Source organism: uncultured Agrococcus sp. (assembly GCF_945915485.1).
GTDB lineage: Bacteria > Actinomycetota > Actinomycetes > Actinomycetales > Microbacteriaceae > Agrococcus.
In genome coordinates this window covers 1-5,330 of record NZ_CAMEFJ010000124.1, presented here as the reverse complement: position 1 = coordinate 5,330, position 5,330 = coordinate 1, and the positions used below count along the sequence as shown (strand labels likewise).

General features: G+C 64.4%; 4 protein-coding genes. 2 read left to right on the top strand and 2 right to left on the bottom strand.

Annotated features, from left to right (window positions below; all coding sequences use genetic code 11):
- Both Q0O95_RS13060 and Q0O95_RS13055 read left to right on the top strand, forming a co-directional pair.
- A partial coding sequence (locus Q0O95_RS13060; protein WP_293699486.1) for a class I SAM-dependent methyltransferase occupies positions 1–643 on the top strand: 643 nt, incomplete at its 5' end.
- Positions 644–748: 105 nt separating this feature from the next.
- Positions 749–2,350, top strand: a complete 1,602-nt coding sequence (locus tag Q0O95_RS13055) for an MFS transporter (RefSeq protein ID WP_293699484.1) — start codon at positions 749–751, stop codon at positions 2,348–2,350.
- Between the two features lie 119 nt (positions 2,351–2,469).
- Here the strand turns inward: Q0O95_RS13055 and Q0O95_RS13050 are convergent, their stop codons facing one another.
- Positions 2,470–2,874: a hypothetical protein gene (locus tag Q0O95_RS13050; protein WP_293699481.1), complete on the bottom strand. Its 405-nt coding sequence runs from the start codon at positions 2,872–2,874 to the stop codon at positions 2,470–2,472.
- Positions 2,875–3,282: 408 nt separating this feature from the next.
- A partial coding sequence (locus Q0O95_RS13045; RefSeq protein WP_293699479.1) for a DEAD/DEAH box helicase occupies positions 3,283–5,330 on the bottom strand: 2,048 nt, incomplete at its 5' end.

Genomic DNA, 5,330 nt, shown 5'->3' with positions numbered 1-5,330 from the left:
ACGTCGACGCAGCGAAGGCGAGTGTGTGATGCCCGAGTTCGACAAGGCGTACTGGGAAGACCACTGGGCACCCTCTGGCGGCGATCGAGAGCTTCCCGCGAACCCCTATCTGGCCGGTGAAACCGCCCATCTGCCGCCGGCAACGGCGCTGGATGCCGGATGCGGAACGGGCGCAGAAGCGGTGTTGCTGGCCGAGCGGGGATGGCGGGTCACCGGCGTCGACATCTCGCACGCCGCGATCGCGGCCGCACAACATCGCGCCGAGCGCGCAGGCGTCAGCGACCGAATCGAATGGCTGGAGCGAGATCTCACCCGCTGGGAGCCCGACCGCAGCTGGGATCTTGTCGTCACCAGTTACGCCCACTCCGAGCACGGGCAGTTCGCGCTGTACCGAAAGCTCGCATCCCTCGTGGCCCCCGGCGGCACCATCCTGATCATCGGCCATCTGCACGATACCGAACCACACGGCCACGCAGGCGCGCATCCGGAGACCGCGACCGTCACCCGTGCTGCGATCACGCAGATCTTCGACGTGCCGGAGTGGACCATCGACGCCGGCTACGAGCACGACCGCCTCGTCGACACGGGCACGCGGTCGGTGCCACTGCGCGACGTCGTCGTGCGAGCCCGCCGCAACGGCTGACGTTCCCCAACAACTCCTCTGCCGCGGCGTGCAGCCCGGCTCTGTATCACCGCGCCTTCGCGAGCCCGCGAACGTGCCATCCACTCGAGAAAGGGCCACCGAGCCATGCCTGCAACAGCTACTTCCCGTGCCGAGTTGACGGCGCCCGTCATCGACGACCCGCGGCGTCGGCGAGCGATCCTCTGGGCCGTCTGCATCGCGCTTATGGCGGTTGTCGCGTCCGTGTCCGGGTTGAACGTCGCTCAGCCGCAACTGGCGCTGACGTTCGGCGCCTCGCACGGGCAGGTGCTCTGGATCATCAACACCTACACGCTCACCCTCGCAGCGTTGCTGTTGCCGCTCGGCGCGATGGGGGACAGGATCGGGCGCAAGCCCGTGCTGCTCGCGGGACTTGCGTTGTTCGGCGTCGCCAACATCGCTGCTGCGGTCGTGCCCACGTTCGAGCTCATGCTCGGTGCCCGACTCCTGAGCGGAGTCGGGGCCGCCATGATCATGCCCGTCACGCTGTCGGTCATCACGGCATCGTTCCCGGATGGGGATCGCTCGAAGGCGATCGGGATGTGGACGGCGGTCGCCGGCGGCGGTGGCATCATCGGCATGTATCTCTCCGCGCTGCTCGTAGACGTTGCGAATTGGCGGTGGCTGTTCGCTCTGCCGATCGTGCTGACCCTGCTATCGGCACTCATCAGCGTGCCCGCCGTGCCGAATTCCCGCGGCGAGGTCAGGGGTCGCTTCGACGTGATCGGTGCGCTGACGTCGGTCATCGCGGCAGTCGGCTTCACATTCGCGCTGCATGAGGCACCCGCGCTGGGATGGGCAGATCCCCTCATTCTCGTGACGCTCGGTGTCGCAGTGCTCGCGGCGGTCGGATTCGTCGTCTGGGAACTGCGAACACCGCATCCGCTGCTCAATCTGCGGTACTTCCGCACCCGTGGGCTCTCATCCGGGGCGACGCTGCTCCTCGTGCTGTTCGGCGTGCAGGGCGGAGTCTCGCTCGTGCTGTATCCCTTCTTCCAGGTCGTGCTCGGTTGGAGCGGCCTCCTCGCAACCCTCGGCATGATGCCGATGGCGGTGCTCATGATGCTCGCGTCAGGGCTCGCGCCGAGGCTCGCTGCCCGCATCGGGACGCGCGCATCCATGGCCACGGGATTGACGATCGCCGGTGGCGGACTTGCGCTCATGGCAGTGTTCGTTTCAGCGGACGGCGGTTACTTGACGGTGCTGCCGGGACTGATCGCGATGGGGCTCGGTGCCGGCCTGGCGATGACGCCGTCGACGGAGGCCATCACGTCGTCGCTGCCGCGCGAACAGCAGGGTGTCGCATCCGCGCTCAACGATCTCACCCGCGAATTCGGCGCAGCGCTCGGCATCGCGCTGCTCGGCGGTCTGCTCGCAGCCGGATACCAGCACGCGATCGGCAGCCGCTTGGCGGGAGTCCCGGCCGATCTCGCCGCGACGGCGGGCGAGGGCATCGCCAACGCCTTCGAGGTCAGCGAGCACGCTGGCGAGCATGCTGAACAGATCGTCGCCGCGGCACAGGAGGCGTTCGTGCTGGGGTGGCAGCAGGCGATGTGGGTCGGAGTCGCGGTCATGGCCGTGCTCGTGCTGTTCATCCTGGTGCGCGGGCCGAAAAGCCACCGCACTTCCGGATCCGATGAGCGAACAGAGGTCGCTGTCGAAGCCATCGCTTCCCAGAACGAAAGCTGAGTTAGAACATGCAATGAGACAAATAGAATGGCATGAGCGCACCTCGAGTGCGCGTCATGGTGTGGTCCGATCCGCAGTGCGTGAGGTGCGATCTCGGCCAGTGCGGTAGGCAATGTATCTCATCCAGTGGTCGGTTCGTCGAGCTTCGACCACGTACCCAGCTGCATCTCGAGCATCCTCTTCTGCATATCCGGTTGCACGCCGACTACGCCTCGTTCGACGAGAACTTCCAACACCCGCCTCCGGGCATGCCAGTAGGCTTTTTCCTTGGCTGGATTCAAACTCCACCGTACCTTTCGATGGGTCGGGTCGGTCCCTTTGGAAGCGACCAGGAACACTACGGCTGCGCCGAGTCCGGTCACGGCTGCGGCGAGCATCAGCAACGCTGTCCATCCGTCTCGCTCGGCAATCGGGCCACCACGCATCAAAATGTACGCGGTCAGAGAAATCGCGCCCGATGCAGCACTGAAGATGATTTTCATGGCCCCTCTTCGGCGTTTTTCTTCCCACCAGATCATGAGCATGGGTATGGGTACACCTGCCGCAAGAACAAAGCACAATCGCAGAAGACGTGGATCGGCTCCGATATTGGAGAGCAGGAGACCCACTACAGAGGCCCCGAAAGTAGGTATCGCAAGGAGCGCGATGAGGACGAACCCGATACCGCGAATGAGCTTGTCATTGGCGGTGTCATCCGCCGACCGGGGTGGTCGCCTGTTCAGAACTTCATCCTCGATCGCACCCCAGTGAATCGGCTCCGATAGTTCTACCGTATGCGCCCACTGTTCCGCAGTTTGCTTCCGATCACTCACTGGTGCACTCCTCTTTGAGATGCGGTTCGCCCGTTCGCCGGAATCAGTCCGATGGTACCAACGCACCGCGAGCGCATGAGCGAAAATGCAGGCAAGGCTTGAGCGGTTCGAATCGAGGCACTACAGCCGCACGACGTCGTGGACGCGCAGCACGGCATCCCCGGTTTCGTCGGAGGCCGCCAGATCGACCGTTGCCCGGATGCGCCAGTCGTGATTGCCGTCAGGGTCGGCGATGATCTGCTCGACCCGCCACACACCCTCTGCAACGGCTGCGTCGCTGCTGTCGATAAGGCACAATCGCGGACTTCGGGCATCGGCATCGACGCCGATGGAATCGTGCTCGTCGTAGTACTGATCGAGCGCATCCGGCCAGCGTACGTCAGGGTCCAGAGCCTCGAGTTCGGCATCCCGCTGCAGTGCCGCCAGCTGCACACGACGCCAGAGCGCGTTGCGAACCAGCACCGTGAACGCCTTCGGCTGCTCCGTGATGCCTCGCGGAATCTCGGGGAGCGACGGTTCACCGTCATCGCCGGTCGGCGCGATCAGTGACTCCCATTCGTCGACAAGGCTCGAGTCCACCTGTCGCACGGTCACGCCGAGCCACTCGATGAGCGACTCCAGCTCTTCTGTCTTCAGCTCTGTTGTGACGGTACGGTCCAGGGCGCGATACGCGTCCGAAAGGTAGCGGAGGAGGACCCCCTCACTCCTGGCGAGCTCGTTGAAGGACACGTAGTCGGCGAAGTTCAGCCCGCGTTCGATCATGTCCCGCACAACGGACTTCGGCCGCAGCTCCCAATCACGCACCCACGGCTGGTGCTCGGCGAAATCGTCGAAGAGCTGGTCGAGCAGCTCCGCGAGCGGTTTCGGGTGCGTTATCGACTCAAGCCGCTCCATGCGCTCCTCGTATTCGACACCATCGGCCTTCATCTCGGCGATGGCGTCACCGCGAGCCTTGTTCTGCTGCTGGAACAGCACCGGCCTGGGGTCATCCAGCGTGGCTTCTATCACGCTGAGCACATCGAGAGCATAGTCTCCGCTGCCGACCGAGTCCGAACCTCCCTCAGGGTCGAACACGGTGATCGCAGCGAGCGCGAAGGGCGACAGCGGTTGATTGAGCGCGAAATCGGGCTGCAGTTCGACTGCGAGACGAATGCTAGGGCGGTCGGTGCCGGGGAGTGGATGCTGGCGATCGATCACCACGATTTCACCGTGCACGAGCGTACGGAAGATGCCGATCGCGCGGCGTGCCAGCGCGAACTTCCGTGTCGGCGTTTCGTAGCTGTCGAAGATCAGCTCACGTGTGTTCTTCACCACGTCGCCTCCGCGGGCGATGAGGTTGATGAGCATGGCGGAAGTGATTGCGAAGTGACTCTCCAGCGGCTCGGGCTCTGCTTCGTTCAAGCGTTGAAACGTCGCTTCCGTCCAGTTGACGAAGCCCTGGGGCGGCGACTTCCTCTTGATCTTCTTCTGCTTTTTCGCGTCTCCCTCTGCCTTCTTCACCGCCTGCTCGTACTCGGTCACGTGATCGGGCGCTTGCACGACGATGAGTCCGTGATCGTCGTATCCCGCTCGTCCTGCCCGGCCGGCGATCTGATGATACTCGCGAGCGCTCAGGTGCCGCATCCTGGTGCCGTCGAACTTCGAGAGTGCGGTGAACAAGACGGAGCGGATGGGGACGTTGATGCCGACGCCGAGCGTGTCGGTGCCGCAGATGACGCGCAGCAGACCCCGCTGCGCGAGCACTTCCACGAGCCTGCGGTAGCGGGGGAGCATCCCGGCGTGATGCACTCCTATGCCCGCTCGCACGTAGCGAGATAGGGCTCTGCCGAAGGTCGTCGTGAAGCGGAAGTCGCCGATCGCGCGCGCTATGTCGTCCTTCTGCTCTTTCGTGGCCACACGGAGGCTCGTGAGCGCCTGTGCCCGTTCGACGGCCTGGGCCTGCGAGAAATGGACGATGTAGACGGGAGACTCGTGTTCTTCCACGAGCCGTTCGACGGTCTCGTGCACGGGTGACGTCACCCATTCGAACTCGAGGGGGACTGGTCTGACGGCACCCGCGACCAGCTCGGTGGCTCGCCCGGTGCGTTCACTGAGATCTTCGCGAATGCGTTCCGTGTCGCCGAGTGTCGCGCTCATGAGCAGGAACTGCGCCTGCGGCAGCAGCAGCA

Coding starts and splice junctions, on each gene's coding strand:
- Q0O95_RS13050 (WP_293699481.1), bottom strand. CDS start 2,874: ATGCTCATGATCTGGTGGGAAGAAAAACGCCGAAGAGGGGCCATGAAA.
- Q0O95_RS13055 (WP_293699484.1), top strand. CDS start 749: ATGCCTGCAACAGCTACTTCCCGTGCCGAGTTGACGGCGCCCGTCATC.